This is a genomic window from Candidatus Poriferisodalis sp., from assembly GCF_965208485.1.
Classification (GTDB): Bacteria; Actinomycetota; Acidimicrobiia; order Acidimicrobiales; family Poriferisodalaceae; genus Poriferisodalis.
Genome location: NZ_OZ242344.1, coordinates 3,332,214 through 3,357,921 on the forward strand (window position 1 = coordinate 3,332,214; position 25,708 = coordinate 3,357,921).

Annotated in this window: 23 protein-coding genes; 17 read left to right on the plus strand and 6 right to left on the minus strand. The window is 65.6% G+C overall.

The window, feature by feature from the left end; all coding sequences use genetic code 11:
• Positions 1-177 precede the first annotated feature (177 nt).
• Positions 178-483: a hypothetical protein gene (locus ACOGXQ_RS15535; protein ID WP_419944525.1), complete on the minus strand. Its 306-nt coding sequence runs from the start codon at positions 481-483 to the stop codon at positions 178-180.
• Positions 484-555: 72 nt separating this feature from the next.
• On the opposite strand from ACOGXQ_RS15535, the gene ACOGXQ_RS15540 reads away from it, so the two are divergent.
• Together ACOGXQ_RS15540 and ACOGXQ_RS15545 are read left to right on the plus strand one after the other, a co-directional pair.
• Positions 556-792, plus strand: coding sequence for a sulfatase-like hydrolase/transferase (locus tag ACOGXQ_RS15540; protein WP_419944526.1), 237 nt, complete (start codon positions 556-558; stop codon positions 790-792).
• Between the two features lie 76 nt (positions 793-868).
• The gene (locus tag ACOGXQ_RS15545; protein ID WP_419944527.1) at positions 869-2,110 is read left to right on the plus strand and encodes a sulfatase/phosphatase domain-containing protein; all 1,242 of its coding nucleotides are present in this window, start codon (positions 869-871) and stop codon (positions 2,108-2,110) included.
• A gap of 110 nt (positions 2,111-2,220) precedes the next feature.
• Here the strand turns inward: ACOGXQ_RS15545 and ACOGXQ_RS15550 are convergent, their stop codons facing one another.
• Positions 2,221-2,853 carry an SMP-30/gluconolactonase/LRE family protein gene (locus ACOGXQ_RS15550; RefSeq protein ID WP_419944528.1) on the minus strand — a complete coding sequence of 211 codons (633 nt, stop codon included), beginning with the start codon at positions 2,851-2,853 and terminating at the stop codon, positions 2,221-2,223.
• Positions 2,854-3,075: 222 nt separating this feature from the next.
• Here ACOGXQ_RS15550 and ACOGXQ_RS15555 point away from each other — a divergent pair, with 222 nt between their 5' ends.
• Positions 3,076-3,726, plus strand: a complete 651-nt coding sequence (locus ACOGXQ_RS15555; RefSeq protein ID WP_419944529.1) for a Panacea domain-containing protein — start codon at positions 3,076-3,078, stop codon at positions 3,724-3,726.
• A 9-nt stretch (positions 3,727-3,735) separates the two neighbouring features.
• Complete coding sequence (locus ACOGXQ_RS15560; RefSeq protein WP_419944530.1) at positions 3,736-4,113, plus strand: type II toxin-antitoxin system PemK/MazF family toxin; 378 nt, start codon at positions 3,736-3,738, stop codon at positions 4,111-4,113.
• A gap of 188 nt (positions 4,114-4,301) precedes the next feature.
• Here the strand turns inward: ACOGXQ_RS15560 and ACOGXQ_RS15565 are convergent, their stop codons facing one another.
• Both ACOGXQ_RS15565 and ACOGXQ_RS15570 read right to left on the minus strand, forming a co-directional pair.
• Positions 4,302-4,637, minus strand: coding sequence for a hypothetical protein (locus ACOGXQ_RS15565; RefSeq protein WP_419944531.1), 336 nt, complete (start codon positions 4,635-4,637; stop codon positions 4,302-4,304).
• A gap of 391 nt (positions 4,638-5,028) precedes the next feature.
• The gene (locus ACOGXQ_RS15570) at positions 5,029-9,597 is read right to left on the minus strand and encodes a DEAD/DEAH box helicase family protein (protein WP_419944532.1); all 4,569 of its coding nucleotides are present in this window, start codon (positions 9,595-9,597) and stop codon (positions 5,029-5,031) included.
• A gap of 428 nt (positions 9,598-10,025) precedes the next feature.
• On the opposite strand from ACOGXQ_RS15570, the gene ACOGXQ_RS15575 reads away from it, so the two are divergent.
• The 3 genes from ACOGXQ_RS15575 to ACOGXQ_RS15585 are packed head-to-tail and all read left to right on the plus strand — an operon-like array spanning position 10,026 to position 12,403.
• The gene (locus ACOGXQ_RS15575; protein WP_419944533.1) at positions 10,026-10,970 is read left to right on the plus strand and encodes a Gfo/Idh/MocA family oxidoreductase; all 945 of its coding nucleotides are present in this window, start codon (positions 10,026-10,028) and stop codon (positions 10,968-10,970) included.
• Positions 10,960-11,082 (plus strand): hypothetical protein, encoded by a 123-nt coding sequence (locus ACOGXQ_RS15580; protein WP_419944534.1) that lies wholly within the window; start codon positions 10,960-10,962, stop codon positions 11,080-11,082. Before ACOGXQ_RS15575 ends, ACOGXQ_RS15580 begins: the two co-directional genes overlap by 11 nt.
• Entirely contained in the window at positions 11,063-12,403 is a 1,341-nt protein-coding gene (locus tag ACOGXQ_RS15585) for an alkyl sulfatase dimerization domain-containing protein (protein ID WP_419944535.1), read from the plus strand. The genes ACOGXQ_RS15580 and ACOGXQ_RS15585 overlap by 20 nt, the downstream gene beginning before the upstream one ends.
• A 192-nt stretch (positions 12,404-12,595) precedes the next feature.
• On the opposite strand, the gene ACOGXQ_RS15590 is transcribed toward ACOGXQ_RS15585, so the two are convergent.
• Entirely contained in the window at positions 12,596-12,922 is a 327-nt protein-coding gene (locus ACOGXQ_RS15590) for a hypothetical protein (protein WP_419944536.1), read from the minus strand.
• Positions 12,923-12,940: 18 nt separating this feature from the next.
• Positions 12,941-13,597 carry a hypothetical protein gene (locus ACOGXQ_RS15595; RefSeq protein ID WP_419944537.1) on the minus strand — a complete coding sequence of 219 codons (657 nt, stop codon included), beginning with the start codon at positions 13,595-13,597 and terminating at the stop codon, positions 12,941-12,943.
• Between the two features lie 123 nt (positions 13,598-13,720).
• Between ACOGXQ_RS15595 and ACOGXQ_RS15600 the strand changes: the two genes are divergently transcribed.
• The 10 genes from ACOGXQ_RS15600 (at position 13,721) to ACOGXQ_RS15645 (ending at position 25,693) form a co-directional block, all read left to right on the plus strand.
• Positions 13,721-15,238 (plus strand): circularly permuted type 2 ATP-grasp protein, encoded by a 1,518-nt coding sequence (locus ACOGXQ_RS15600; protein WP_419944538.1) that lies wholly within the window; start codon positions 13,721-13,723, stop codon positions 15,236-15,238.
• Entirely contained in the window at positions 15,235-16,227 is a 993-nt protein-coding gene (locus tag ACOGXQ_RS15605) for an alpha-E domain-containing protein (protein ID WP_419944539.1), read from the plus strand. Before ACOGXQ_RS15600 ends, ACOGXQ_RS15605 begins: the two co-directional genes overlap by 4 nt.
• Positions 16,224-17,327 carry a transglutaminase family protein gene (locus ACOGXQ_RS15610; RefSeq protein WP_419944540.1) on the plus strand — a complete coding sequence of 368 codons (1,104 nt, stop codon included), beginning with the start codon at positions 16,224-16,226 and terminating at the stop codon, positions 17,325-17,327. The genes ACOGXQ_RS15605 and ACOGXQ_RS15610 overlap by 4 nt, the downstream gene beginning before the upstream one ends.
• 263 nt (positions 17,328-17,590) lie before the next feature.
• Positions 17,591-18,562: an ester cyclase gene (locus ACOGXQ_RS15615; protein ID WP_419944541.1), complete on the plus strand. Its 972-nt coding sequence runs from the start codon at positions 17,591-17,593 to the stop codon at positions 18,560-18,562.
• 84 nt (positions 18,563-18,646) lie between these two features.
• Positions 18,647-19,666, plus strand: coding sequence for a LacI family DNA-binding transcriptional regulator (locus ACOGXQ_RS15620; RefSeq protein WP_419944542.1), 1,020 nt, complete (start codon positions 18,647-18,649; stop codon positions 19,664-19,666).
• Positions 19,663-20,793 carry a cupin domain-containing protein gene (locus ACOGXQ_RS15625; RefSeq protein WP_419944543.1) on the plus strand — a complete coding sequence of 377 codons (1,131 nt, stop codon included), beginning with the start codon at positions 19,663-19,665 and terminating at the stop codon, positions 20,791-20,793. Before ACOGXQ_RS15620 ends, ACOGXQ_RS15625 begins: the two co-directional genes overlap by 4 nt.
• A 46-nt stretch (positions 20,794-20,839) precedes the next feature.
• Entirely contained in the window at positions 20,840-22,381 is a 1,542-nt protein-coding gene (locus ACOGXQ_RS15630) for an ABC transporter substrate-binding protein (protein WP_419944544.1), read from the plus strand.
• Between the two features lie 173 nt (positions 22,382-22,554).
• Positions 22,555-23,421 carry a carbohydrate ABC transporter permease gene (locus ACOGXQ_RS15635; RefSeq protein WP_419944545.1) on the plus strand — a complete coding sequence of 289 codons (867 nt, stop codon included), beginning with the start codon at positions 22,555-22,557 and terminating at the stop codon, positions 23,419-23,421.
• A 100-nt stretch (positions 23,422-23,521) separates the two neighbouring features.
• On the plus strand, positions 23,522-24,613 hold the full coding sequence (locus tag ACOGXQ_RS15640; protein ID WP_419944546.1) for a carbohydrate ABC transporter permease: 1,092 nt from the start codon (positions 23,522-23,524) through the stop codon (positions 24,611-24,613).
• A gap of 3 nt (positions 24,614-24,616) precedes the next feature.
• Complete coding sequence (locus ACOGXQ_RS15645) at positions 24,617-25,693, plus strand: ester cyclase (RefSeq protein WP_419944547.1); 1,077 nt, start codon at positions 24,617-24,619, stop codon at positions 25,691-25,693.
• The last annotated feature ends 15 nt before the right edge of the window (positions 25,694-25,708 follow it).

Sequence of the window (25,708 nt, forward strand, 5' to 3'; positions counted from 1 at the left end):
CAGGCGCCCTCGCCGCACTCGCCCTGTCGTCGCGGCCCGCGTCGGCGAATGCACTGGTAGCGGATTCGATTGCGAACACCATGCATCGGGCCTCGCCCCGAACGCCATCAACTGACGGCCGGACCCAACTTCTCCTGTAGCCGTGTCGCACTGGCTCAGTGCGAGCAGCCAGTCCGCTCAGCCGACGCGCTCGCCGGTGACCGGGTGAGGTCCGCCGGCGGTCTGCAGCATCCCGTCGAACGTGTCGCCGCTGATCGTCCCGCGGAAGCGGAGCTTGAAGTCGGTCATGACGGTCTTGTGCTCAGCGAAGAACGTCACGTCGTCGCCGTCGTAGGTGGCGGTCACGGCTAGCGGCCCTTCGGGACTCTGGAATATGCCCGTCCCGTCGGCGGCGAGCGCCACGACGGGCTGCTCCTTGCCGCGCACCGTGCGGAAGCGCAGCCGCCATGCCCCGACTGCGCTCGGCACAGCCGGCTCACCCACGGCGACCTCCGGTGCCAGACATAGGCTCCGACGGTACTCAAGATCCCGGGAGGACCCCTGCCGCCCAACATTGTGATTGCATTTGCCGACGACTGGGGCCGCTACGCCAGTGCCTACCGGCCGTACGAGCGCTCGGGATCGCTCAACCAGCTCATCGAGACGCCCAACTTCGACCAGATCGCGGCTGAGGGGGCGCTGTTCACGAACGCCCTCGTGCCGGCGCCCACCTGCACCCCGTGCCGCAGTTCGATATTGGCCGGCCGCTATTTCTGGCAGACCGGGCTCGGGGCGATCCTGATGGGCTCGTAACTGGGATGACGAGATCCCGACGTTCCCGCTTGAGCTCGAGGACAAGGGCGGCTACGAGATCGGCCACACCTACAAGGTGTGGAGCCCGGGCCAGACCCGCAACGCCCCGATGGGCGGCGTGCGCACCTCGTACAACCAGGCCGGTCTCGATTTCAACCAGTTCTCTCACTATGTGACCAGCTTCGGCGCCAAGTTCGGCATCGAGGCCGCCAAGCAGCTGCTCTACACCGAGGTGCGGGACAACATCCGCTCGTTCCTGCTGGCCCGTCGCACCGACCGGCCGTTCTGCTACTGGTGGGGCCCCGCCAACACCCATCGCTCATGGGAGCGGGGCTCGGGCAAGGCGCTGTGGGGCATCGAGCCCGACGACCTGGCTGGCCGCATGCCCAGCTTCCTGCCTGATGTGGGTGAGATCCGCGAGGACGCCGCCGACTACCTCGGCGAATGCCTCGCGTTCGACCACGGCCTCGGGATTCTGGTGGAAGAGCTCCGCAAGGCCGGCGTCTACGACGACACGATCTTGATTGTCAGCGGTGATCACGGGGTGCCGGGGCTGCCCCGCGCCAAGAACAACCTCTACGACATCGGGTGTGAAGTGGCGTTGGCCGTGCGCTGGCCCGGCGTGGTGGCACCAGGACGCGTGGTGGAGGATTTCGTGAACCTCATGGACTTCGGGCCGACGCTGTGCGAGGCGGGCGACATCGACGTGCCCTACGGCATGACCGCCACGAGCCTGTTGCCGCTTCTGCGGAGCCCCCGCAGTGGCCAGATCGATCCCGAGCGGGATTTCGTGGTGACTGGCCGTGAGCGTCACGTGGCTCAGGCCCGGGCCGGCTTCCTGCCCTACCCGCAGCGGTCGCTGCGCGAGCGGGACTTCATCTACATCGTCAACTTCGAGCCCGACCGCTGGCCGATGGGCGACCCGATCGGTCTGGACGACCCCGACACGGTGCCGTCGTGGGATCAACTGGTGAACAACCCGCTGTGCACGCTGATGGACTGGGACAACGGGCCCACCAAGGCCTGGATGGTGAACCACCGCGAGGACCACGACGTGGAGTCGCTGTATGACCTGGCGGTCGGCAAGCGGCCCCGTGAGGAGCTGTACGACCTGCGGGTCGATCCCGACTATCTCAACAACGTGGCCGGCGACCCGGCATATGAGGACGTGCGCGCCCGGATGGAGGCTCGCCTGATGGCCGTCCTGGCTGAGCAGGACGATCCTCGTCTCGGCGACGAACCGTGCAGATTCGAGCTGGAGCCCTATGCCGGCCCGCCCGACACGGTCTGGTTCGCCTACATGTGGTTCCAGAAGTAGCCGCTGGCGCTTGGTCCTGCCGCTGTGCTTACGGCGGGTCGCGCTGCGCCTGGTGTGGTTCCAGAGCTGGCCGCTGGCGCGGGCCTGGATCTATCGAACTAGCTGCGGCGCTACCCACTTACCACGGGCGCGCCGAGGCTGAAGTCGCTGCCGATCGGGTAGGCCCGCAGCTCCCGCCGGCCTTCAGGTGCCCTCGGGGACTCGGCCACGAACAGCGTGGTCTCGGCCGCATCGAGCAGGACTCCGTTGGGACGGGTGGTGTCGAGGGTCACCCGTGCCAGCCGGCAGCCATCGTCGCCGGTAGCATTCACGGCTGTGACCCCGGCTGCATCTGCTGGTGTTGCCAGGTACACCGACTCGTGGTCCAGCTCCATGTCGGCCCGGTTGTCGCCGTAGCGAGGGTCGCTGAACCAGATGCGGCCGGCCCGGTCGATGGCCAGATCGTTGGGACTGTTGAGGCGGCGTCCCTCGAACGTCTCGACGACCACCGTGCGGCTGCCGTCTGACTCGTACCACACGACCCTCCGGCCGGCGTCCTGGCACGCGTACAGCCAGCCATCAGCGTCGAGCGCCAGCCCGTTGCTCTTCTCGGTGCCCTCCATGAGGACCTCGGTGGTGCCGGTCGCGGGATCGAACGCCATGATGCGACTCGGCGGGATGTCGGTGAAGACGACGCGCTCGCCGTCCCATACCGGACCCTCGGTGAATGAGAACGGCCCGGCGACGCGCTCGAATTCGGGCACGAGGGCCACCCTAGGAGGTAGAGCCGTTAGGCGAAGCGGCGACCCGAGCGGTCTGACGCTCTCGTCGCGAAGTCGCACGGGGCGACGCGCTGCTCGCTTCGCGCTGCCAGCTGATCAGGTTCGGTGTATGCCCACGAGCGTGGGCATCGGTAGGTAGACCGGCCAAGTGAGAAGCTGCCATGAAGAATCGGACTTGATGCGTATGCTCTGTGAGTGGTGCTGATGAGCACGGATCCTGATCGGGCAGCGGCATCGATCCACGCTTTGCTTGTGCTCGCCGCTCGGCGAGCGCTGAGCATGACGCGGACCAAGGTCGTCAAACTCTTGTACTTGGCGGACCTCCGCTGTGTCGCCGCGACTGGCGCAGCGCGGTCAGGGATTCTGTGGCGGTGGTGGCACTACGGCCCGTATTGCCAGTCGTTACGGAGCGCCGAAGACGCCTTGGTGAACACGGGTGCGGTGGAGCGCGAGTCGTGGCGCCTGTCGGCCTACGCGACTGAGTACCGGCTCAGGGCGCGACCCAATGTGGCGACGGATCTGATGCAGCGCAGCGACGAGCTGTTGGAGCATTTGGATGCGGTGCTCGAAGAGCACGGGCACAAGAACGCGAGAGCGCTCACTGAGATCGCATACTCGACAGCGCCGATGCTTGAAGCCCAGTCCGAGGGGATCAAGGGGATGCTTCTCGATCTCGACGAGCGACCCGAATCGACGGATATGGACATGATCAAGGCGGAACTGGCCGAGCGTTTCGCTCACGTCCCAGACGCCGACCTGAGCGACGTGGGTCCCGACGGGCTTCCTGACGCTGTCGAGTTCATCGGCCCGTTCAGGGGCAACCGGGCGTACGCGAATTCGCTTCTTCTCGACTGATTCGCACTCATGGTGAACGTCGGCGATGTGTTCCTCGTCGCGGATCGTTTGCTAAATCTGCCGCCCGCAAGTGATCGCAAGGTGTATCCCGACACGCAGCCCCGGCCCTTCGTCGTGCTCAGCTTCTTGAACGGTCCCGATCCCGACTTGCCGACCGTGCTCGGATGCCCAATCTCAAGCGAGACCACTCGTTGGACACCACTGTGCGTGAAGCTCAGCGCAGGTGAAGCAGGCCTCAAGCGCAAGAGCTGGATACGCATACCCGCGTTGCAGCCCGTCGCCAAAACGGACGTACCGACGGGCAAGCTGCTCGGCCGTTTGCCCAGCGACAAGCTCGAAATCGCTCAGAAACGCATCCTGCTTTATCTCGGACTATCGGCCGGGTGAGCCCGGCGCAGTGTGCGGGCGCGATCCCGAGCAGTGGACCTCTCGCGGCTGCTGTGCTGGCTCGGCGCCTCCGAGAATCCAGGTCTTGCAGCGAATCTCCAACGGTGCTGTTTTCTCCGTGAGCGACCGGAGAAGCCATCGGTACTGCAGGGTCTTCGCCAGTCTCTGCCATGCCCGGCATGATTCACTCACGCCATCCACTGGCCGTGCGGGACTCCCCTGACGTGCGGTTCGTTTGCCAAGATCTTGCCGAGTTCGGCTACCTCGTCGATGTCCCAGCCCAATGCATCGCACACCGCTTCGTCCCAGCGGTGGCGGATGGAGGTGTAGCCATCACGGAATTGCGGCACGATCTCGTGTCGAGTGGCTTCCCAACAGGCTGTCAGCGGCTCGGTGATGCGATCGTCTTCTAGGTCTGGGATCGGTAGGTCGCCCCATACGACGGGGTTGTAGAAGGGGAATCTCAGCTTCTTGCCCGGGCTTCGCAAGATCAGCAGCCTGCCGGGGGTGGAGTTGAGAAACACGGCAGCTGCCTTCGCTGGTGCCGGGTCTAAGCCAGTTACAGGCATCCACCCCTGTCCGACATATCGCTCGTCCGAGGCAACAGCAGTGAGCCGAGCTGTCGAAAGCCCTTGCCCCATCGTCACCAACAGGTGTCCAGCTTTCGCGCGGATCGACAAGTCACCTGGTTCTCTGGGTTCCCACCACTCGTCGGGCACGGCTTCGATGCGCTGTTGGCCATCGGCGCCCTTGGAGGCCAGTATCGGGAAAGAGTCATCTTTGGCCTCGTCTGCCGGTTGATGTCCCCCGCGATGCAGGTCTCGACCTGTTTGGCGCACTACTCGCCCCCGTCTTCGAGCGGCGGCGTCGTCTTGCGATGGCCGCTGTAGAGAGACTGGAGGGTCGCGTGGACTCTCACGCGGCCCGGCCTGTCGGATTTGTCGTTCTGCGGTATCTGGCGCTGAGGATCGGGTTGGTCTTGTGGATACCCCCCCCCCCCCCCCCGTTCGCGTGCAGCGCCGCGAGGTCGGCGTGCCGGGCGAATGCCGACGCGGCCGCTGCCAGGCGGGGGGCCCGCCACACGGCGGCGGTCCAGTCGCCTGCGATGGCGGCCTCAGCGGGCCAGCTTGAGACTTCTCCCCACCCATCGGGCAGGATTCCTGCTTGAGTGGATCGCAGATAGGAGTGCAGCGTCTCAGCTTCCTGTTCATCTGATGGGAAGCGGTCCAGCGCCACGATTCGCGTCGGAGGGTGGGGGCCGTCACATTGACGGAACACGAAGATGCTCTCATTGATCTCGGTGCTCTGCGACAGGTTCCCGTCACGAGAAGCAAAGCTCGTCAGGATCGTGTGCAGGTGGAAACGCGCTGCCATCCACTGACGCATGTCAGCGGCGGATGGTGCAGCCGCGATGATCGTCGGGGCGATCATCGCGATCACGTTCTCCTTGCCTTCCGATAGGCAGCACCCGGCCAGTGTTTCGAACATTGGCCGGATGGAGTTCTTGTCGAGCGCTCCGTCCAGCGATGGTTCGGATCTGATCAGCATCTGCTCAAGGGCGTCAATCCGGCGACGCAGCGCCTGCTGCTCACTCGGCTCGAGCTTTTCCCCTGCTTTGGTGCGGTTCGTGAAGGGAGGGTTCATGATGACGATCCGAGCGTTGCGGGCGGCGGAGACGGCATCGTCCATCTCGGGGCCTTCCACCACCGTCTCGGCGCCTGTCTTGAGGCGCGCAGAGTCCACAGCGTCGTCGAACAAGCGCCTCGCGTCCACAAGCTCGCTGCGGGCGAGCATCTCAAGCGTTCCTGCCGCAACTTCGCCACCGGGTTGCCTGCCGTACGGCATCAGGTGCAAGCCCATCTTGCGGTATTTGACGTCGGTGTTGCCGGACATCAGCTGGGTCGCTGCGAGCTGGAGCGATACGGGGTTGATGTCCATTCCCTTGAGGACTTCTTGGACAGCGACCTGTTGAAGATCGGCGAGGCGGGCATCGTCGGCGCCGTTCCTTCTTGCCCGGCGTTTCATCTCGGTCATCACCGCCGTGAGCAAAGTGCCTGAACCGCAGGCCAAGTCGACGGTCTTGTGGTCTCGCCACACGTCCGGGTCGGACCAGTCGAGCGAGTCGTCGGGGTCCGTGGCTTCCAACACGAGCATGGCTGCGATGTCGGCGGCTACCGGACGAGTGAAGAATGCTCCATCGGACGACTGATCGCCCATGACCTCGTTGAACAACGCGCCGGCATGATCGGTGCCCATATCGGCGTAAGTCTCAGCAATGAGCTCGGCTTCCTCCGCTATGCGCCGCAAAGCGCGACGCAGCCCGCCGAGACGGTGTGTGCGGCGCGCAGCGGTAAGCGCTTCGAGTGCCGGTTCGAGGACCGGCAGGAAGTCCTGGCGCGTGATCGCATTCCACGACTCGCGGAATAGCTCATCCGGTTCCGGCGATGCCTTAATCGCTGCCAGCGGTTCAATGCCTCGCCGTCCAACCCATCCGCCCGCGTGCACCCGCTGATGCAGCATCGCGGCATTCATCCACAGCAGCGAGGCAACCGTGGCTCCATCTGCGCGTGGTTTGCCCTGCTTAGGAGCCGACAACCGATCTATCCCAAAGTGCTCGTCGAGCGCTGCGGCGAGGCCAGTCTCGTCATGGATGACCCGTGCTGCTTCGGTCACAGTCCCGCGAAGCAAGTTCAGGTCGCGTTTGACCTTGTTGCCGGTCAGTCCTGACTTCTCCAGCAGGTTCATGGCGATGGCGCCACCCATCCGGTCCGACAGATCGACGAGCACTCCTTGGATGTGGGTCTCGAACTGGCGTGTCCGCTCGTCTTCTCGCTCTTTGCGCTTCTGCTCTCGTTCTGCGCGTTGCCGGGCACGCTCGGCGGGATCAGGCAGCGGCCTACCCCGCTCGCCGTTGGCCATCTTGCTGGCGCGCCGCCGGGTCTGCTGTGCGTTGACGTCGCCTTGCTCTTGACGGGGCTTTGGCTTGTGCCGGACCACACTGTCCTCGCGGGTCTCGGTGCTGCCGTCAGTACGTTCGACGTGGACGATCATCGAGGTTGGCTGATCCTTGAGCTCGGCCCACAGCGTCTCGTCGAACTTCTCCGCACTGTCGAACTCCAGTAGCGGGCGTTCCTGCTTCACCGCGGCGCGGGCGACATCCTCGGCTTCATCGCGGTTACCGGTCACCACTGCATATTCGAGGTTCTTGCGGTCGGGCCTCCCGATGGCGACGACGGTTTTCAACTCGAGCATCGGCGGCTGGTCGGCCGGAATCTGGATTGTCAGAACTTCGGGGAGCGCGTCCTCGATGCGCTGGTCATGGGCACGAAGCGCTTGCAGGATGTCGCCAAGCTCGCGCCAGCCTTCGTGCTTATCGCTGACGGCCAGATGGCGCTCGGCGTCAACACCCGGAGGTATGACGACGGGCACGATGATGTAGCCAAGCTCTTTGCCCTGCGCGCGGCGCATCGCCCGTCCGACTGCTTGCACCACGTCGATCGGGGACTTGCGTGGCTCCAGGAACGCAACAGCGGACAAGGATGGCGAGTCGGTTCCCTCGCCGAAAATGCCCACATTCAGAATCCCGTGCGGTTCGTCTGTCCCCGCTGCGGCGAGGCGGCGTTTGGCCTCGTCCCGCTTCGCTACTGGGGAAGACGCGTCGAGATGCTCGAGCGTATAGTCGACGTCAGCGTCGCCTTCGACTTGGCCGGAGATCCACGACTTGACGGCTTCGGACTGCAGCACATCGGTCATCGCTCGGCTGCGAGCGATGGTGTTCAGGAACCCGATGCACGATCTGATTGGGACACGGCTTCCGTCAGTTGACATCGCGCCTCCGCCGATCGCGAGCGCGAACGCCATTCCCTTGAGGTAGTCCCCAGTGGTAGGCAGCCTCTCGCGGCGTTTGGAGCGCCCTTTTGTCTTGGAACCATCGATGCCCCTGGATGACGCGGCTTCGGCTTCATCGGCGGCCTTCTGGTCTGCTTCGAGGACCAGCAGATTGGCGATATCGAGGGCTTCTTGGTCGCCAACCCCCATTGCGATGATCCGATAGTCCGACAGCCACTTGTTATGAACGGCGTCCGCATAGGAGCGGCGATACAGCTCGACCCCGAACACTGATTGGTCATCCATGTGCCTGACGATCCACTCGGCACTCTTGGATCGTCCTGCCGCTTCGGCCAAGGCGGCGTCTCCATATATGCGAGGTGTGGCGGTCTGATACACCCGATACGTCGCGGGGAAAGCCTCGCTGTCATGGCAGAGCGTGAAATCGCGCAGCCGCTCGTCGGCAGCTGTGCTGCGATTGCGCCTTCGCACGCCGGCGGTGCGATGCGCTTCGTCACAGACGAGCACCTTGAAGCCGTCCGCTGCGTCCGCTTGAGCGATGCCCTCTGAGACGCGCCTAGCCGACTGATAGGTACCGAAGATCACGCTGATCGCGTCCGATGCGCGCCCGTCGCGTCTTCCCTGAATCCACTCGGCTATCTCGCCTGGGTCGGTCGTGACAGGGCAACCCTTGATGACATCAACCGTTTCCATGCCCCGGTCGAGAGTGGCATCGTCGTCATTCGCGACCTTCTCCTCGTCGGCTGCCACGCCTTGGTCGGAGCAAACAGCCATCACCCGCAGCGGCATCTCGGTGTTCTCGAGGAACTCGCGCCGTATCTGGGCCACCAGAGCAATTGACGGGCACAGCACCACCGAGAATTCCCCTGCATACGTCAACTGTTCGACGATGCGCAGAGCGATCCTGGTCTTGCCTGTGCCGCATGGCAGGACCATGCGACCGCGGGCCTCGCCTCGGGGTATGCCCGGCTCGTCGGCTTCCTGATTGTCCTTCAGTCGCTCGACGGCCGCCTTGACGGCTTCACGTTGCATGCAGGAGCGCGTTTGTTGCATGGGGACGTAGTCGCCGGAACTGGCTGGAGCCGTCGGCGACAAGTTCCCGCAGTGTGCGCAAAGGTCGTGCTCAGACATGTCAGCCAAGGCGTGGTACTGGATCTCCACGGCGCTGGCAACGTTCACCACCTTTACAGGGGCACCTGACATGGCGACCTTGCCAGGCGAATGCCCCGCGAGACGCACATCGCCGTTCACGGCCACCCAACGCTCGGCCCAAATGCTCCTGTCCGATGCGGCACTGAGGAACTTGTTCATCTCAGATGAGTTGATCGGTGCTCCTTCGCCGCGGTCGTCGAGCTGTCGGGCTTTCGCTTGAATGGCCACCCACCGACCGTCACTGCTTCGCCTCGCCACCAGGTCGATTCCCACGTCAACGGCAGGCGTGCCTTCGGGCATCACATCGTCACGCTCAGGCCAGTCCTGCCATCTCCAGCAGCCGTCGAGATGCCAGTCCTTGATCAGCGGCGCAACATCGGCGGTCAGACGTTCGAGCCACACCCCGTCGGTTTGCTCGCTAGAACGCGATTCGAGTGTGCCGACAGCCTCGTGTAGGACACCCTGGGAGTCTGTGGCATTCACGAATTCATCCTCGACGCCTACCAGCGAGTTCGGTTCGATGACGGCATGACATGCTCAGGAGGTCCGGCGGAATGTAGATGTCTCGGCCACCGAGACGAGCCTCGACCCGCTGGTCCGTCTGTACCCCGCTGCTGAACCAACAGCCATCCGAGATCGGCCCTTGCCTTGCTCTGAGGTGTCGTGACGCTCTGAAGCAATAGACCGAACTCTCCAATGCACGGCGTCGAGAGTACCCAACAGCGGATGCCTCGGCTGCGAAGCAGAGATGCGTTCGAGTCAGATCGTCGCCGGTTTGCGCACGCTACGGCGGGCGGCTTCAGCGCTCGCCGCCCCGCAGGTGAGAGCCCCGGACAATTCCCCTGATTCCTAGGGCGGAGCGTTCGGCCTAGGGTCTGGCGCTGAATGCGGCTGCCGAGACGGGGAGCGCGGTGAAGATCATCCTGGCCGGAGAGGGCGCCATCGGGCGCAGGCACATGGCTGCGCTGCAGCGGATCGACGATGTCGAGGTGGTCGCCCTGGTAGGCGGCATCGCGGACGACACCGCGGCCTTTGCGAACGAGTTCGGCATCGAACGCTGGACGCTGGATCTGGCCGAAGCGCTCGCGCTCGAGGCCGATGCAGCAATCCTCGCAACCCCGACGCAGATGCACGCTGGACAGGCGGTCATGACCATGCGGGCGGGCAAGCACGTGCTCGTCGAGATTCCGATGGCCGACAATCTTGCAGACAGCCAGCAGCTGGTGCGGACCCAGCACGAAACCGGCGTCACCGCGATGGTCTGCCACACCCGGCGCTTCAACCCGAGCCACCAGTGGGTGCACGACCGCATCAGCCGCGGCGAGCTGACGCTGCAGCACCTCGTCGTCGAGACGTACTTCTTCCGGCGCGAGAACCGCAATGCCATGGGCAAGCCACGAACGTGGACCGATCACCTGCTGTGGCACCACTCATGCCACACCGTGGATCTCTTCGGCTACCAGACGGGCGAACCGATCACCGCCGGCTGGGCACAGCAGGGCCCGACGCACCCCGAGCTGGGAATCGCCATGGACATGACGATCGGCATGAGCGTGCCGTCGGGGGCGCTGTGCACGCTGTCGCTCTCGTTCAACAACAACGGGCCGCTCGGGACGTTCTTCCGCTACATCTGCGACAACGGCACCTACATCGCCCGCTACGACGACCTCGTGGACGGGTACGACAGTCCGATCGACCTGTCAGGCGTGGCCGTCTCGAATGACGGCATTGAATTGCAGGACCGGGAGTTCGTCTCGGCTATCAGCGAGAGGCGTGAACCCAACGCGTCCGTCGCCCAGGCGCTCGGCGCGATGGAGACCATCGACATGCTGGAGAAGACGCTCGGTGACCGCTGAGCTGCCCGAGCGCCAGCGTCTGCTGACGGTCGAGACCGGCGCAGCGCCCAGGAGACAAACCTTCAACCGAAACTTCAAGGAAGGCGGCGATGATGACGACGGGCACCGATGAGGCAGCGATCGATCCGATGGACACTCCGGCCTCGGCCGAGCTGCGGTCGATCGAGCACCTGTTTGCCGAGCAGTTCATCCAGCTCACCGAGCACGTCTTCGTGGCGGTGGGCTACGGCGTCTCCACGTTCTCGTTCGTGCTGGGCGACAGCGGCGTGGTGGCCGTCGACGGCGGCAGCATCCCGCAGCGAACGGCCGACGCGATAGCGGAACTCCGGCGCCACACCGATCTGCCGATCATGGCGCTCGTGTACACCCACGGCCATCCCGATCACACCGGCGGCGCTCCCGCACTGATCGACGAGAACCCCGACATCGAGATCTGGGGCGTGCAGCATTTCGGTGACGAGGCGCGGCGATTCGCCCGCAACGGCGTGTCGATCGCGGGTGCCCGCGGCCTGCGGCAGGCCGGATTCAAGCTGCCGCCCGACAAGCGCATCAACAACGGCATCGCTCCCGCCGTCTACCCCAAAGCCGGTGCGCTGGCGGGCGGTCCCGGCGGAGGCCCCGACCCCCGCACCTTCCCGACCAAGCGGTTCGAGGGCTCGGCGGTCATCGAGATCGGCGGTGTCCGCCTGGAGGTCTCGCACAACCCGGGCGAGACCGAGGACCAGATCATGACGTGGTTCGCGGATGAGCGGGTCGTGTTCGCCGGCGACAACATGTACCGCTCGTTCCCCAACCTCTACGCCATCCGGGGCACGCAGTACCGTGACGTGCGGGACTGGTGCGAATCGGTCGACCGGATCCGTGCCATGGAGGCCGACCACCTGGTGCTGGGCCACACCACGCCGTTCTCCGGAGCAGCCCAGGTCGATGCTGCGCTCGAGACCTACAGCCGCGGCCTGTGGCACATCTACAACGAGACGATCGCCGGCATGAACGCCGGCAAGACGCCCGACGAACTGGCCCACGAGGTCACGTTGCCGCCCGACCTCGCGGATCATCCTCTGCTGGGCCAGTACTACGGCAACGTGGCATGGTCGGTGCGGGCGATCTTCAGCGGCATCCTGGGCTGGTTCGACGGCAATCCGACCCAGATGAACCCGCTGCATCCCGCCGACCGGGCCCGGCGGCTGGCGGCGCTTGCCGGGGGTCCCGAGACGCTTGCGGCAGCTGCCCGAGAGGCGCTCGCCGACGGCGAGGCGCAGTGGTGCGCAGAGCTGTGCGACCTGGTGCTCGCGCTCGGCCACGAAGCAGAGGCCATGACACGGCTCAAGGCCGATGCGATCGATGCGCTCGCCTACAGCTTGGTGACCGCAACCGGCCGGAACTACCTGCACACCTGCGCTCAGGAGCTGCGCGACTCACTCGACGCTTGAGAGCCTGATGAGCCCCGTGCCCGGGCGGCCCGCGAACCCGTCCAGGTCCGGCCCTTGGACTCGCTGTGCATGCCCCGTGCCCGAGCGGCCCGCGCACCCGTACCGAATCGAGGTCGGGAGATACGAGCGGAAAGCCCAGAGCGAAGCCGGGGCATGTCCACGACATGATCAAGCGTCGCGTGGTGCGCCCACTCAGCGGAGGTGGTCGGGTATCTCGACTCCGAGTTCGGCGCCGATGTCGTAGAAGCGCTTGTTGACGGGCACGCCGACAGCGTCGACGACGCGATTGGTGGCCTCGAAGTTGGCGCAGACGGCCGCAGCCCGGGTTACCGCCCCGCTGCCCCCGGCGGATGCGAGGTCGGCTCGGGCGAGCGGCAGCTCGTCGAAGTTGAGCAGGACGATGGCATCGGTGAAGGCGAGAAGCTCGTCCCCGAGAGGGAGTCGCGCGCCGAGCAGCGGCCGCGTGACGGCTGGCACGTTGATCGGCTGGCCTTGGGCGTTGGCGCTCTCACGGAGCATCCACGTGTGGCCGAACAGTCAGAAGAAGCACTCGTTGAGCCACGACGTCCGGGCGGCCACGAGCTCCATCTGCGGTCGGGTGAGTTCTCTGCCCGGTTCGACGTCGTACTGATGGATGACTTTGTCAGTGATGTACCAGGCTGCGCCGAGGCCCGCCTTGGTGGCGTTCTCACGGGGAAGTGCCGACAGTGCCGTCGGCGCGAGAGCGATGCCGACGGTGGGCACCCAAGCGTTCGCCTTGGCTGCGCCTTCGGCCGCAGCGGGCACGGGTTCGCCGACGACGGGAGCGGGCAGCGGGTCAAGACCGGCGCCAAGGCCGACGCGGTAGGAGTCGATGCCGCAGATCTGGGAAACGACCGAGACCAGTTCGACGTAGGCCAAGGCGTCCCGACCATCGTCACGCCACGCCTCGATGTGGGACGGCCGGGTCGCGATGGCATCCACCGCTACCCGATCCACCGTCGCGGCCACGATGGGGGGAAGGTCAGTCTCCGCGTCGGCCAAGCCCCGGGCCACTCGAGCCCGGGCGGCCATGGCCAGCCGCTCGGTCCCCGTGAAGAACGAGCCAGGGCCCGCGACGGCAGCGAGGGCGGCCTTGATGGCCTCCTCAGCGTGCGGGTCGCCGAATTGTTCTGCAGAGGGCTGTTCCGTTGCGGTTTCTGAGACTGCGGCCATCCGGCGAGCGTAGCCACACCGTTCCCGCGAGCCGACGAGTCGGCCGCTCACGATCTGGGCTGACCGAGCCGTCGCAAGCGACGATGACACCGGCACATGGGCTGACGCGCTATCAAATGGGCCATGGCGGAGATGCGGAAGCCTGACGCCGAGTTCCCTGCCTTTGACGAGGCGTTTGACCGTGACGGCACTGTCCGGCCGCTGTACGCGGCCATCGTGGAGCGCTTTGCCAACTTCGGCACGGACGAACTGAGGCGCCGCGAGGGAATCATCGAAGAGGAGTTCCGTCGCCAAGGCATCACCTTCACCGTCTATGGCGACTCGCAGGGCACCGAGCGGACCTGGCCGATGGACCTGTTCCCCCGGCTCATCGCCGCAGCAGAGTGGCGCGAGATCGAGCGGGGCCTCGCACAGCGCGTCACGGCGCTGAACAGGTTCTTGGCCGACATCTACACCGGCGAGGGCGCGGCCATGGCCGATGGCGTCGTGCCGGCGTGGCTGGTGCAGTCGTCCGACGGTTTCGAGCGCAACGCGTTCGGCGTCAGTGTGCCGCACGACGCCCACTGCGTCATTGCAGGCATCGACCTGGTGCGCGATGCGGAAGGCCAGTACCGGGTACTCGAGGACAACCTGCGCAATCCGAGCGGGATCAGCTACGTCATCGAGAACCGGGCGGCGATGACCAAGGCGTTTCCCCGTGTGTGGGAAGACCACACTGTCGAGCCGGTGAGCCAGTACGGCCGGATGCTGCGCACTGCGCTCGAATCCGTGGCGCCCACCGGATCCGGTGACAAGCCGCTCATCGTGATCCTCACGCCGGGCATCTACAACTCGGCCTACTTCGAGCATGCATTCCTCGCCCGCGAGATGGGCGTGGAGCTGGTCGAAGGCCCAGATCTCGTCACCGATGAGCATGTCGTGTACCTGCGCACCATCGAGGGGCTGGTGCCGGTCGACGTGATCTACCGCCGCATCGACGACTCCTTCTTGGACCCGGTCTCGTTCCGCCCCGACTCGACGCTGGGTGTTCCGGGACTGCTCGGCGCCATGCGTGCGGGCACGGTGACGGTGTGCAACTCGATCGGCAACGGCGTGGCGGACGACAAAGCCATCCATCCCTACGTCACCGACCTGATTCGCTACTACTTGGGTGAGCAGCCGATCCTCCCCAACGTCGAGACCTATGTGATGTGGGAGTCCGACCAGCGCGCGGCGGCGTTCGAACGGCTCGACGAACTGGTCATCAAGCCGGTCGGCGAATCGGGGGGATACGGCATCGTCATCGGCCGTGACGCATCTGACGAGCAGTTGGCGGACGCACGGGCCGAGATCGAGCGGGATCCGCGGAATTGGGTGGTGCAAGAAGTGGTGGAGCTGTCGACGCTCGCCTCTCTGTGCGATGACGTGCTGGAGCCGCGCCACCTTGACCTGCGGCCGTTCGTGATCACCGGCGAGCGGACGCAGGTGTTCCCGGGCGGCCTGACGCGTGTGGCCATGCGCAAGGGATCACTGATCGTGAACTCGTCCCAAGGCGGTGGCTCGAAGGACACCTGGGTGCTGGCTGACGGCTCCCAGTCGCGATCCGGGCAGCCCAATGGCGAGCCGTCGATTGATCCTGCCGGGCACGGGTCAGGCCGATGATCCTGGCGCGTCACGCCGATTCCCTGCTGTGGGCCGGCCGTTATCTCGAGCGGGCCGACACCATCGCCCGGTGCGTTTCCGTGGAGACCAACGCGGTGATGCACCGACAAGCCACCGAGGCTCGGCTGGCTTCACGCCGGCTGGTCCAGGCTCTGGGGCTGCAGGACGAGTTCGTCGCAGCCCAGGTCGGCACCGGCTCGTACGCCGTCATGGACTTCTTGGTATCGGACGACTCGCACCCCGGTTCGGTGGTGTCTGCGGTGCAGGCAGTGCGGGAGAACCTGCGCATCGTGCGCGACCGCATTCCGGTTGAGCTGTGGGAGGAGGCCAACAGCCTGCACATCCTGATGCAGAGTGCCAAGTCTGTCGGCTCCGCAGCGCGCGAGCAGACCGGCGGCGAGGTGTCGCGCATGTCGGTGATCACTGCCCGGCGGGGCTGCCGCTCGCTCAGCGGCGTGATGACCGAGTCGATGAGCCGCGACGAGGGCTACGCCTTCATGGAGGCGGGCCGCTTGCTCGAGCGGTCGATCCTGACGGTCGAGCTGCTGAAGTCGGGCTTGGGAACCGGCAGCGACGTGTTCGACGGCAACCGGCTGCTGGCGTTCACGCACTCGCTGCAGGCCGCGAAACGCGAGCTGGGCCACTCGCCGGAGTGGCAAGCGGTAGCGAGGTTCCTCCTGCAGCACCAGCACCTCCCACGCTCTGTGCTGTGGTGTCTCGGCCGGGTGGAGGAGCGCTTGGACGACCTTGCCGCAGCGGCAGGTGCGGTGGCGACGCCTCGTCGGCGTGCCGGGGCGCTGCGGGCGCACTTGGAATACGGCGAACTCGACGAGCTGCTGAGAGAACCCGAGGCCGAGCTGACGTACTTGGGCTCGTCGCTGGCCGATCTGGCCGGCGACGTGCATGCCAGCACGGTGGCCAGATCGGGCATCGCCGAAGTTCATGCGCAGTATGTGCGGCCTGGCGCCGGCACAGGCAGGCCGCAATGAGACTCGACATCGCCTACCGGCTGCACTTCACCTACGCAGATTCCGTTTCGGAGTCGCAGAACGAGATCCGTGTGCGGCCCCGTGACGATCTGCGCCAGAGAGTGCTGTCGTACCGGCTGACGACCACGCCGGCGACCCGTGTGCTGCAGGTGCGCGACTACTTCGGCACGACCGTCGACCACCTGGGCATACGCGGACCGCATGGCGACCTGCTGGTGCTGGCCGAGGCATCGGTGGAGACCACCCCGACCGACAGCGCCCCTGCACCGGTGGGCTGCGAGCGCCTGAGCGACCAGCAGTTCGTCAACCAGCACATCGAGTACCTCGCGCCGTCACAGCATGTGCAATGGGGGGAACTGGTCGACGAGGTGGCGTCGTGGGCCGTCCGCAGTGCTGCCGATGACGTGTGCGAGCGCGTGCTCGCTGTCGCCCAGGCTGTGCCGACGGTGCTCGCGTATGAGCGCGGCTCCACCTCGATCGGCGTGACGCTGGAGGAGCTGATCGACGGCGGGCGGGGGGTTTGCCAGGACTTCGCGCATCTGGCGGTGGGCATGCTGCGGTGCATCGGCATCCCGGCGCGCTACGTCTCGGGTTACCTGTTTGCGCTCGATGAGACATGTCCCGGCCAGGACTCTGATGACGGCCCGGCTGACGATGCAGCCCCAGCCGGCGCCCGAGCGCCCGACCGCACTGCCGGCGCCGACCATGCCGGCCACGGACCCTTCGGCGAGGACGTGTTCGCTTCCGAGCATCCCGTTGCGGACGACTCGGCGGCTGTCTCCGTGCAGACCCACGCATGGATTGAGGCGGCAGTCCCCGGCTACGGATGGCATGCGCTCGACCCGACCAACGGCGGGCCAGTCGGCGAGCGGCACGTGGTGATCGGCCACGGACGCGACTACAACGACGTTCCGCCCGTACGCGGGGTGTTCAACGGAACGGCCGATGCCAGAGTGGACGCAGAGGTGATCATCGCCCAGCCGACGGCGCCGGTCTCCATGGTGACCGAACCGATCCGTCGCCAAGCCAGCGTCGCTGTGAGTCCTCCGGCTGATGCAGTGCCGCAGCAGCAGGGCGCCCAGCAACAGCAGCAGCAGTAGGGCAGCCTGCCGCAGTCGTCATCGAGGGACAGATCCAGCCGAATGTCTACCGGGAGTCTTGGCCGGATTGCGGGTGGGCGGAACCCGAGGATCGATCTCAGCTCGCGCTGCGGGGGCGACGACGGCGGTCTTGCCCTGGCGGCCACGATCTGCGCGCCGAGCGAGGAGTTGCCGTCCGTCAGCCGCAATGGTTACGTATGCAGCACTGCATCGGACCCGGCATTCGTCGCCGGGCCTGTACTGGCAAGGCGAGGAGGCACAAGATGAGCATGGAGGGATTCGGCGAGGAATTCCGCGGTCCGCGCGACTTCATCTTGGGCGTCACCGAGACCATCTGGGAACGCCGAAGAGTGCACACCCTCCGTCGCTTCTACGCCGATGACGTCGTCGTCCGCTCACCAGCGGGCGTCGTGGTGGGAAACCAGTCGGTCATTGCCGCCACGCTGGCCACTCTCGCGGAGTTTCCCGACCGCCAGCTGCTCGGCGAGGACGTCATCTGGTGCGACGCCGACGACGGGTTCCTGTCGTCGCATCGGATTCTGTCGACCGCCACTCATCTTGGTGACGGGATCTATGGCCCGGCCACGGGCGCCCGGCTCAAGTACCGGATCATCGCGGACTGCGCGGCTCGGGACGGCCAGATCTACGACGAGTGGCTGATCCGGGACCAGGGCGCCATCGTGCGCATGATGGGCGCCGACCCGAAGAGCTTCGCCGCCGCCCGGATCGAGGCCGAGGCCGGGCCGGGCCGGGCCGCGCCGCCTTTCTCGCCAAGCAGCGATGTCACCGGTCGCTACCGCGGAACGGGCAACGACCACCCTGATGGCGTGCGATATGCCGGGCTGCTCAGCCGGATCATGGCAGGCGATCTGTCCGTCATCCGCGCCGAATACGACCGCGCCGCTCACCTCGAATTGCCGAGCGGCGTCACAGATCACGGATGGAGCGGCGCCGACAGCTTCTGGCTCGGCCTCACCTCGTCGTTCCCGTCGGCGCGCTTCACGATTCATCACCGGATCGGCTGCCGCGAACCTGACCGTCCGCCACGCACAGCTCTTCGCTGGTCGCTGGACGGGACCCACGACGGCGAGGGTCGCTACGGCGCCCCCAGCGGCGCTGAGGTGCACGTCATGGGCATCAGCCAGTGCGAGTTCGGACCTGACGGCGTCCTGCGCGAGTGGGTGTTGATCGACGACATCGCAGTGTGGAAGCAGGTGCTCCTGCATACCGGCTGAGCGCTTGGCGCCTGAACGTGCAGGTCAGGGCGCTGCAGTCGATCCCAGTTGACGCAATGACTACGTATTCATAGGATGCACTGCATGGCGGGGGGGACAGAGGCTCCTGACAGCGGAGAGCGTCCCGCTACCTCCACCGACGTCGCCATCGAGGCCGGCGTGTCGCAGGCCACGGTGGCACGAACATTTTCCGCTCCGCACTTGGTCTCGGAACGAACTCGGGAGCGGGTCAGCGCAGCGGCGGCCCGACTCGGCTACGTCCCCAACGCGTTCGCCCGCAGCCTCAAGTCGCAGCAGAGCAACGTCGTGGGCGCCGTGGTGCCCGCATTCGGCGAGTACTGGCAGAACGTCCTGTCGGCTGTCACCCGTGAACTGGCAGTGCGCGGGCGTCAACTCCTGCTGTTCAGCTTCACCGATCCGGCCGAGGTCGACGATGTGCTCGAGATCGTTCGCCAATACCGGGTAAGCGGCCTGCTGCTGGCCTCAGCCAGCATCCGACCCGACCAGCTCAGCACTATGCGCCGCCAGTCGAGTCCCACGGTGGCCTTCAACCAGCCGGCTGCATCCGGGCTGGTGTCGTCGGTGTCAGTCGACAACGAGGCCGGCTGCCGTTTGCTGGCATCCCACCTCGTCGATCAGGGCTGCCGGACAGCAGTCTTCGTCGGCGGAGTGTCGTCGATCTCCACCGATCAAGCCCGGTATCGGGGTGCGGCCAGGGAGATGGGCGACTACGGGGTGGCCTTGCCGTACATCGAAGCGGGCATGTTCAGCTACGACGCGGGCTACGGCTGCGCCCAGCGCATCGCCCGGCTCGCGCCTGACGCCGTGATGGTCGGGAGCGACGAAGTCGCCTTCGGCGTCATCGACGGACTGGAGTCGCAGGGAGTTCGAGTCCCCGACGACATCGCCGTGACAGGGTTCGACGGACTGCCGCAGGCCTCGTGGGCGGGCATCGACCTGACGACGCTCGTCCAGCCGACTGACTTGCTTGCGCAGCATGCGGCTGAATTGCTCGGCGACAAGACGTCGCCATCGCGACCGACCGACGTGGTCGTGGACGGCCATCTCCGCATCGGTCGAACCACGAAGCGCAGCAATCGATGACAGCGCCCGGAGCGCCGGTCACCGAGGCTGATCTGGCCGCGCGCGTCCTCGAGCCCAAGGACTTTGTGGCCGATACGGAGGCTTTCGTGGACGTTCGCATCGAGCGGTCCAAGGGCAAGGCGAGCTATTCGTTCGTAGGTCCCGGCGTGTCCCAGAACGCCGACCAGCACATCAGCATCGCCGAGCCGCACGGCTTCAACGTGGGCGCAGCCACGATGCCGCACGGCATCTACAACAACGCCCACTTGCACTACACGCCCGAGGTGTTCATCTGCACCCGGGGGAGTTGGCGGATCGACATCGGCCGGGGTCGCGAGCAATCGGTGGAGCTCGCGCCTGACGACGTCTTCACCGCGCCGACTTGGGTTTTCCGAGGATTCGAGAACACCGGTCCCGATGACGGATTCCTGTTCGTGGTGCTTGGCGGCGACGACACCGGCGGGATCATCTGGGATCCGGATGTGCTGCGCGAGGCAGCAGAGACCGGAATGTACCTCGGACGTGACAATTCGCTCATCGATGCGCGCAACGGCCTCGTTCCCTCCGAGGTGCTCGAACCGCTCAGCGACAGCCAGCTCGCGAGCATCGACAGCTACAGCCAGTCCGAACTGAGCGAGTGCCTCGTGCCTTCCAGCCGGCTTCGCTGGTCGGCCGCGGCGCTGCTGTCCACTGTGCTCGGTGCCCAGCACTCGGTCGAGCTCGCGCCCGTCATCGGGTACGGATTGTCCCAAGATCGACGCAGCCGGCCGCCGGTCTGCACCCCCCACGGCTTTGCTCTCGAGTGGCTTCAGGCAGCTCCGGGGTCATCGACAGGCATCCACCGCCACGATGACAGCCAAGTGCTGCTGCTCATCGAAGGCGATTGGGAAATTGCAGTCAACGAGGCGGCACAGGAAGTCGCCACACAGCCCGTCAGGGGCTCGCTTGTATCTGTCCCCGCATCGGCGTGGCGGGATCTGCGCAATGTCGGCACCTCACCGGCACGCGCAGCGATCGTCACCGGCAGCGACAGCCCCAGCAGGGTCGAATGGCCTGCTGAGACGCTGGCATGCGCCGCCGATGCGGGATTTGGTCTCGATGCGGCCGGCTACGTCGCGCCGCTCGAGTTGTTGGGGACCGGGAATTGATCTTCCGGCCTCCGTTCGTATGCATTACCCGGGAGGGAACCTCATGATGACCACCAAAGGGAAGGCTTGGCGGTTGATCGCCGTCCTTCTCGCGTTCGTGCTGCTGGCTGCGGCGTGCGGCAGCGACGACGGCGACGACACCGGCGAGTCGCAGACGTCCGCAACAGCGGCGGACTCCGGCGCCGAAGACGACCACGACGAAGACGACGGTCACGATCACGACGATGACGACGGTCACGATCACGACGATGACGACATGGACGACGACATGGACGACGACATGGACGGCGCCGACGACGATGCCATGGACGATGCCATGGACGACGGCCACGACGATGACGCCATGGACGACGACATGATGGAAGCGGAGCTGATCTCTGACGAGTGTCCGATCCCGAATCCGTCCGAGGTCGTCGAGATCGACGCGATCGGCTGGGAATTCCCGATCATCACCCAGTACGCCGAGGAGCTGGAGGACTGCGAGGAGGGCAACTACCGCTTCAATCTGCAGTTCCTCGACAGCGTCGAGGCTCGCAGCGCCATGACCCAGGACGTGGCCACCGGATCGCCCACGTTCGAGCTGTACCAAGGCTCGAATGCGTTCATCGGCGAGCTGGCCAATCAGGGCTTCCTGATGCCGCTCAACGACCTGGTCGCCAAGTACAGCGACCAGTTCGATCTCGACGAGATCGATGACGCCTTCTGGGCGATGGCGTCGATCGGTGACCAGATCTACGCCGTGCCGATGGTGTCGAACACCATGCACGTCTTCTACAACAAGCCGGTGATGGAAGCGCTCGGCCTCTCAGTGCCGACGACCTTCGATGAGGCGTTCCAGACCTGCCGGGCAGTCATCAATTCGGGCTACGACATCGGCTTCCTGTACATGCTCTCAGCGGGCTGGGCTTGGCAGATCGAGTTCGACTCGGTGCTCGGCTCAATGGGCGTCACACCGATCGACCCACAGACGGGCGCGCCGAACTTCAACAGCCGTGAGGGCGTTGCCGCGGCCACCACCCTCAAGCGGATGGTCGATGAGTGTGCTCCGGGCATCGCGAGCTCGTACAGCACCGACGATGTGCAAGCAGCGTTCCAGACGGGAGAGGCGGTCTTGGGCCACACATGGGCATCGCGCGCAGCGGGCATGGATGATCCCGAAGCCTCCATCGTCGTGGGCGATATCGAGTTCGCACCGGCCTTGGACAGCGGCATGGGCATCCTCGCTGCGCCTGCGTACATTGACGGCTGGGGCATCCCTGTCGGCACGCCTGACGACAAGGTCGAGGCGATCTTTCTTGCGATGCTTGCAGCGACCGACTTGGAGAGCATGCAGGCCGCGGCCGAGTTCGGCTTGGTCACCCGCAACGGTGTGAGCCACCCCAACGGCCCGCGCGACGCTGCCGCCGCGCAGGCAAGCCTCGTGAACGGCCGTGGCGCTGACCTCACGCATCCTGCGGCGGGCATCGCCCGGGCGAAGCTGGGTGAGGCGCTGATCACGATTCTCGACGGCACGTCCGTCGAGGAGGCGCTTGCCGCCGCTGAGACCGCGTACCTCGCCGAAGCAGGCGATCAGGGGCTGCTCAACTAGGCCAGCAGCTCATCAAGGTTCCCTCCCTGTGCACCTGGGGCGGCACCGTGCCGCGGTGTCGCCCCAGGGCAGCGGGAGCAGGGAACAATGCGGGGAGCGCAAGGTGCCAGTCTCGGCCGTCTTCTTGCAGATTCTGACTAATGGCTAATGGAGCGAGCCAAGAGGGGGCGTGAGTGGAACGCAAGACGTTCTGGTTCTTCACCGTCCCCAGCGTCGCGGTGATGGGGCTGCTCATGGTGGTGCCTCTGGCGACGACTGTGTGGCTGGGCTTTCACCGCTTGCTTCTGCGAGATCTCAAGAATCCGATGTGGATCGGGCTGCGGAACTACACCGACATCCTGACGGATCCGGAGTTCTGGGCCGCATTCCGCTGGACGATGCTGTTCGTGGCCATCGTGGTGCCGATCCAGATGGTGCTCGGGCTCGCCGTTGCGCTCATGCTGGACCGGGTAGTGCGGGGTCGCAGCTTCTACATGGCTGCGCTGCTGACTCCGTTCATCGTGACTCCCGTGGTGGGTTCGCTGGTCTACAAGGACCTGTTCGACCGGGGCGGTCTGATCGCGTGGCTCTGGCAGGTGGTCTTCGACGACCCGTTCCAGATCACCTCGGGCAACGTCCGCTACCTCATCGTGATACAGGCGGTGTGGGCGGTCATGCCCTTCGCAATGATCACGTTCTTCGCCGGATTGCAGACTCTGCCCGGTGAGCGTCTCGAGGCCGCTGCCATCGACGGCGCCGGTTTCTGGCGCAACCTGTGGCATGTGATTCTGCCCCACCTGCGGACGCTGGTGCTGTTCGTCGGGCTGATCTCGGTCATGGACATGTACCGCATCTACGACCAGGTGTTCGTGTGGACCGGGAACCGGTTCACCGATGCGCACACGCTGCAGGTGTACAACGTGCGCATCGCGACAGCGTTCGACATCGGCAGGCTGGGCAAGGGCAACGCCATGGCGGTTCTCACCGTCATCGGCATTCTCGTCGTGCTCATCCCGTTCCTGTACCGGTCCTACAAGGACCAGATCTCGGAGCGCACCTGAGATGCGCTCGCATTCGGCTCGGAGCGCACCTGAGATGCGCTCGCATTCGGCTCGGAGCGCACCTGAGATGCGCTCGCATTCGGCTCGGAGCGCACCTGAGATGCGCGGCGCCGCCACTGCGCCGCGGCGCAGAGCACGACGCGTGCCGCTGCATGTCACGCTCGGCGTGCTGTGCATCTGGTCAGTGCTGCCGTTCCTGTGGACCGTCCAGACGTCGGTCAAGTTCACCCGGGACGTGCTCTCCCGCGAGCCGGTGCTGTGGGGGTATGAAACGACGGCCAACGCCTACCGGGCGTTCTGGCTGGGCGATGACGACATCAACATGTGGGGGGTCTTCGCCTACGTCGTTGCCGCGGGGCTCATCGCGGCCGTGCTCGGACTCGTCGGAAAGCGAATGCGGCATGGCTGGCCTTGGTACTGCGGCGCCGGGATCGTGCTGCTGGTGGCCATGTGGCGTTTCCCGAGGATCTGGGAGACCAACGACGAGTACGACTTCTTGGTGAACAGCATCGTCGTGACGGTTCTCACCATGTTGATCTCGCTGTCCATCGGGCTGCTGGCCGGCTACGGCCTCGCCCGCTACAGCGGGATCTCAGGCGCCGTCATCCTCATCGTGGCATTGGGGTTCAGGGCATTGCCTCGCAGCGCATTCGTGCTGCCGTATTTCTTCGGCGCCACCTGGATCGACGACTGGCTGGAATCCAGCGGCGTGGGCACGTTCGACTTCCCGCTGATCGACGTCCCCTTCATCGACCGACTGCAGCTGCTCGACACCCGGCTCGTGCTCGTCCTCGCACTGGTGGCGGTCAACCAGCCGTTCACCATCTGGATGTTCCGCAGCTTCTTCCTCGACGTGCCCAAGGAGCTCGAGGAGGCCGCGATGATGGACGGCGCCACCCGTTTGCAGGCGTTCCGGAGGGTGATCATCCCGGTGATGTGGCCCGCCATCATCGCCACCGGACTGTTCACGATGCTGCTCGCCTACAACGAGTTCCTCTTCGTGCGGGTGCTTGCCCCCACCGAGTGGACGCTGCCGGTGGCCATCGTCTCGCTGACCGGCGGTGAGAGCAGTCGGACGATCACCGAAGCCGCAGCGGCGGCAGTCTCGATCACGCTGCCCATCGTGATCGTGATCATCCTGTTCCAGAAGCACTTGGTGAAGGGCCTCGGCGCCGGTGCGGTGAAGGGCTGAGAGATGGCTGACAACGCCCCTGGCCACTTGCAGCGCGCGAAGGCTGTCGTCTTGGACCATCACCGCAGTTTCGACGGCGTGCTGGCACGTCCCCGCCGGCAGGCAGGCGATGCCGCCGATGACCTCGCCGACGCGCTGGCGTCCAGCGTGACCGAGGACTTCTTGTGGAGAGGCATGCACCCCTTCGGTGAGCAGCACGGCGTGAGTGCGGTCGTCGACGTGTTCTGGGCGCCGCTGCATGCAGCGATGGCACCGCTGCAGCGGCGCATGGACGTTTTTCTGGCCGGCGACAACGACGCCGACGGAGGTGCCTCCACCTGGGTGTGCTCCATGGGGCACTTCCTCGGACTGTTCGATGCTCCATGGCTGGACATCCCGCCGACCCGCCGGGCGACGCCGGTTCGCTATGTGGAGTTCAGCCGGGTCGAGGGCGACCGAATTGCAGAGTCAGCGCTGTTCTTGGACTTGATTGCCGTCATGCGCCAAGCGGGCCAGTACCCGTTGCCGCCCGCCACCGGACAATCCGGCATCTATCTCGGTCCGCGCACCGCAGACGGCGTCCAGCTCGACTCGCAAGATCCCGTCGAGACCACTCAGACGTTGGAGCTGGCATGGCGCATGGCAGGCGATCTCGACGAAGCGAACCGGATCGCGCGCGAACAGGGCACCGACCGGATGCCCGCCGAGGTGCTTTCCCGCTGCTGGCACCCCGACATGCTGTGGATCGGACCCGATGGCATCGGATCGTCGTACACGATCGAGCGCTACCAGCAGCAGCACTCTTACCCGTTCCGTTTCGGCCTCGGGGACAAGGAGTTTCACGGCCATGTCGCCCGCATCGCGGAAGGTCGCTACGCGGCCTGGTTCGGCTGGGCGAATGTCAGCAACCGTCCGCGAGGCGGCTACCTAGGCCTGCCGGCGAGTGGGCCGGCGGAGATGCGTGTGGTGGATGTGTACCGGCGCGAGGGCGACAAGCTGGCCGACAACTGGGTCTTCATTGACCTGCTGCACTGGCTCTCCCAGCAAGGGCTGCGGCCCCTGGAACGGATGCGCCAGATCTTGGGAATCGAGGAGTTCTGACGATGCGGGTTCTGA

Coding starts and splice junctions, on each gene's coding strand:
- ACOGXQ_RS15625 (WP_419944543.1), top strand. CDS start 19,663: ATGACAGCGCCCGGAGCGCCGGTCACCGAGGCTGATCTGGCCGCGCGC.
- ACOGXQ_RS15605 (WP_419944539.1), top strand. CDS start 15,235: ATGATCCTGGCGCGTCACGCCGATTCCCTGCTGTGGGCCGGCCGTTAT.
- ACOGXQ_RS15585 (WP_419944535.1), top strand. CDS start 11,063: ATGACGACGGGCACCGATGAGGCAGCGATCGATCCGATGGACACTCCG.
- ACOGXQ_RS15620 (WP_419944542.1), top strand. CDS start 18,647: ATGGCGGGGGGGACAGAGGCTCCTGACAGCGGAGAGCGTCCCGCTACC.
- ACOGXQ_RS15630 (WP_419944544.1), top strand. CDS start 20,840: ATGACCACCAAAGGGAAGGCTTGGCGGTTGATCGCCGTCCTTCTCGCG.
- ACOGXQ_RS15645 (WP_419944547.1), top strand. CDS start 24,617: ATGGCTGACAACGCCCCTGGCCACTTGCAGCGCGCGAAGGCTGTCGTC.
- ACOGXQ_RS15615 (WP_419944541.1), top strand. CDS start 17,591: ATGAGCATGGAGGGATTCGGCGAGGAATTCCGCGGTCCGCGCGACTTC.
- ACOGXQ_RS15600 (WP_419944538.1), top strand. CDS start 13,721: ATGGCGGAGATGCGGAAGCCTGACGCCGAGTTCCCTGCCTTTGACGAG.
- ACOGXQ_RS15595 (WP_419944537.1), bottom strand. CDS start 13,597: ATGGCCGCAGTCTCAGAAACCGCAACGGAACAGCCCTCTGCAGAACAA.
- ACOGXQ_RS15590 (WP_419944536.1), bottom strand. CDS start 12,922: ATGCTCCGTGAGAGCGCCAACGCCCAAGGCCAGCCGATCAACGTGCCA.
- ACOGXQ_RS15610 (WP_419944540.1), top strand. CDS start 16,224: ATGAGACTCGACATCGCCTACCGGCTGCACTTCACCTACGCAGATTCC.
- ACOGXQ_RS15555 (WP_419944529.1), top strand. CDS start 3,076: ATGAGCACGGATCCTGATCGGGCAGCGGCATCGATCCACGCTTTGCTT.
- ACOGXQ_RS15560 (WP_419944530.1), top strand. CDS start 3,736: ATGGTGAACGTCGGCGATGTGTTCCTCGTCGCGGATCGTTTGCTAAAT.
- ACOGXQ_RS15640 (WP_419944546.1), top strand. CDS start 23,522: ATGCGCGGCGCCGCCACTGCGCCGCGGCGCAGAGCACGACGCGTGCCG.